The organism is Streptomyces sp. NPDC058665 (assembly GCF_042714995.1).
In the GTDB taxonomy this organism is placed as follows: Bacteria; Actinomycetota; Actinomycetes; order Streptomycetales; family Streptomycetaceae; genus Streptomyces.
The window spans coordinates 1-2,996 of sequence record NZ_JBHXRX010000138.1 but is presented as its reverse complement, the minus strand read 5'-3'; the positions used below and the strand labels follow the sequence as shown (position 1 = coordinate 2,996).

The following is a 2,996-nucleotide window of genomic DNA, read 5'->3' as shown; positions in this document are numbered from 1 at the left end:
TCCCGGAGCCGATGTTCAGCACATTGATAGGTTGCCTATGAACAAGTACTCATGTAAAAGTAGTCGTATGTCATCGATCAGGTTGTTCATCCTCGACACGTTCGCGAGGAACGGCGAGATGCACGGGCATAAGGTGCGCCTCCAGGCCGAGCGGGAGCATCTGCACCTGTGGACGGACGTGTCCGTGGGCAGCCTGTACCAGGCGATCAAGCGCCTGCTGGCTGAGGGCTTGCTCGAAGAGGTCAGGACCGAGAAGGAGGGCAATCTGCCCGAGCGTCAGGTGTACGGCATCACCGGTGAAGGGCGGCTGCGTCTCAAGGAACTCCAGTTGGAGAGTCTGCGCCACATCTGGATGAAACCGGACCCGTTCGACCTGGCCCTCACCCGCCTGGACCCGGAGAAGCTGGACGAGCTCCACACGGTGATCGCATCCCGGCTGGATGAACTCGCCTCCATGCTCTCGGACACCGAGGCGCTGAACGCCAACGCCATCGACGGCGGCTACCTGACGGTGAGCGAGGCACTGGCGGTCAGTCACAGTGCGCACAGGCTGCGCGCCGAAATCGCCTGGCTCCAGGAGGTCCTGGACGCGGTGCCCGAGATTGTCACCGATGAACGGACCCGCCAGCCCGACAGTCTCTGAATCACCGGATCCCGCCCCCTCGAATCCGCCCGCGTCGCGGTCGGCGCGACCGTTGCCCAGTAAGGAGCATGTCCCATGTCCGAACTCATCGAACCCTTCACCCTGTCCGTGCCGGAGGAACAGCTGACCGACCTGCGTGAGCGGCTCTCCCACACCCGGTGGCCCGATCCAGAGACCGTCCTGGACACCAGCCAGGGACCCCAGCTGGCGAAGCTCCGCGCGCTGCACGGCTACTGGCTCAACACCTACGACTGGCGGCGGTGCGAGAAGACCCTCAACGGCTTCGGCCAATCTCGCACCATCATCGATGGTCTGGGCATTCACTTCCTCCATGTGCGCTCGCCTGAGCCAGACGCCCTCCCGCTGGTCATGACCCACGGATGGCCCAGCTCCGTCCTCGATTTCCACAAGGTCATCGGCCCACTGACCGATCCCGCAGCCCACGGCGGTGACCCGCGGGACGCCTTCCATCTCGTGGTGCCGTCGCTGCCGGGATTCGGGTTCTCCGACCGGCCTACGGAACCCGGCTGGGGATTTCCCCGGATCGCCGATGCCTGGATCACGTTGATGGGCCGGCTCGGCTACCGGCGATGGGGCGCCCAGGGTGGCGACCTCGGATGCGCGGTCACCGACGAGATCGGCCGCAAGGCCCCCGACGGATGCGTCGGGCTGCACCTCAACTTCGCCATGTTCCCGCCGACGCCCGACGAGATCCGGGACGCCACCGAGCATGAGCAGGCAATGCTCGGCAGCGCCGCCTACTTCTGGGAGCACCTCTCAGGCTACGCCAAGGAGCAGGCAACCCGCCCTCAGACCATTGGCTACTCCCTCGCGGAGTCCCCCATCGGCCTGGCTGCCTGGATCTACGCAATGTTCCAGGACACCTGCGGCACGCCGGGGGACGCAGAAGCATCATTCACCCTGGACGAACTGCTCGACGACATCATGCTCTACTGGCTTCCCAACACCGGGACGTCCTCTGCGCGGACCTACTGGGAAATGGCACGGTCGGCACGGCCCTCCGCGCCGAACGCCGCCGCACCGATCGCACTGCCCACCGGATTCAGTATGTTCCCGGAGGAGCACGTCCGGAAGTCCCAGCGCTGGGTGGAACGCCGCTACAGCAACGTCGTTCACTTCAACGAGCTTGAGGTGGGCGGGCACTTCGCGGCCCTGGAACAACCGGCACTCTTCGTTGATGAAGTCCGGACCACCTTCCGTTCCTTGCGCTGAGCGCACCGCCGGCATCGGCACCTCCCACCGACAGCTTCCCCCCCCAAGGAAGGGCGATACGTCATGACACCCCTGCCCGGCGAACTCCTCAAACTGCTGAACCGGCCCAGCCCCTGCTTCATCGCCACCACCATGCCGGACGGCTCGCCCCAGCTCACCCAGACCTGGGTCGACACCGATGGCGAACACATCCTCATCAACACCGTCGAGGGCTACCGCAAAACCAAAAACGTTCAACGCGACCCTCGTGTGGCCGTCAGCATCGCCGACCCGGATGACACCTCCCGCTACTTCTCCGTACGGGGACGCGTCACCAGCGCCACGGCTGACGGCGCCGCCGAGAGCATCGAACATCTCTCCCAGAAGTACACAGGCCACCCCTACGCCTCGTACGGCGGCCCGGGCCAGACCCGGCTCCTGCTGACCATCACCGTCGACTCCGTCATCCATTCCCCCATGCACTAAGGCCAAAGGAGCCGTTATGACCAGCTTCCCCCACAGCGCCGGCGCCGCCCGCCCCTATGTCTGGGCGCCGGACCAGTCCCCGGCCTACTGGAACGTCGGCACGTACTGGAGAGTGCTCGCCGACGGCAGCCAGACCGACGGCCGGTCCTGCACGTTCGAGGAACTGTGTCCGCAAGGACTCGTCGCCCCACCGCACGTCCACGACAAGGAGGAAGAGGCGTTCTTCATCCTCGAAGGTGATTTCGTGTTCACCGTCGGAGACGAGGAGATACCGGCCGGACCCGGCAGCTACATCTACCTGCCGCCCCAGGTCCGCCACGGCTTCCGCGTCGAATCCGAAGTCGGCCGTGTCTACAACATGCTCACCCCGGCCGGATTTGAGCAGAACATCATCACCAACGGCCAGCACGCCCCCCAGGTCTCGATGCCCCCACCGGGAACGAGCGCCGTGCCGCTGTGGAGGCAATTGCGTACCTCCAGGCCCCCAGCTCCCTGGGACGACCCTGCCTGGGCGCCCGACTCGTCCTTTTAGAGTGCGGTACGCAATCTTATGCCCGGCCTATCATCGCTCGGTAGGGTGACATTGGGGCATCGTTGCCGGTCAAGCGTTCGTGATTCGCTTGGGTGGCGGGATGAGTGATCGCAAGCCGTACTC

4 protein-coding genes are annotated in these 2,996 nt (G+C 65.1%); all 4 read left to right on the top strand.

Features of this window, described 5'->3' with window-relative positions:
* The first annotated feature begins 67 nt into the window (after positions 1–67).
* The 4 genes from ACFWV8_RS38245 (at position 68) to ACFWV8_RS38230 (ending at position 2,873) form a co-directional block, all read left to right on the top strand.
* Positions 68–643, top strand: a complete 576-nt coding sequence (locus ACFWV8_RS38245) for a PadR family transcriptional regulator (RefSeq protein ID WP_384215089.1) — start codon at positions 68–70, stop codon at positions 641–643.
* A 75-nt stretch (positions 644–718) separates the two neighbouring features.
* Entirely contained in the window at positions 719–1,876 is a 1,158-nt protein-coding gene (locus tag ACFWV8_RS38240) for an epoxide hydrolase family protein (RefSeq protein ID WP_384215088.1), read from the top strand.
* 63 nt (positions 1,877–1,939) lie between these two features.
* Entirely contained in the window at positions 1,940–2,341 is a 402-nt protein-coding gene (locus tag ACFWV8_RS38235) for a PPOX class F420-dependent oxidoreductase (protein ID WP_384215087.1), read from the top strand.
* A 16-nt stretch (positions 2,342–2,357) separates the two neighbouring features.
* Positions 2,358–2,873, top strand: a complete 516-nt coding sequence (locus ACFWV8_RS38230) for a cupin domain-containing protein (protein ID WP_384215086.1) — start codon at positions 2,358–2,360, stop codon at positions 2,871–2,873.
* Positions 2,874–2,996 lie beyond the last annotated feature (123 nt).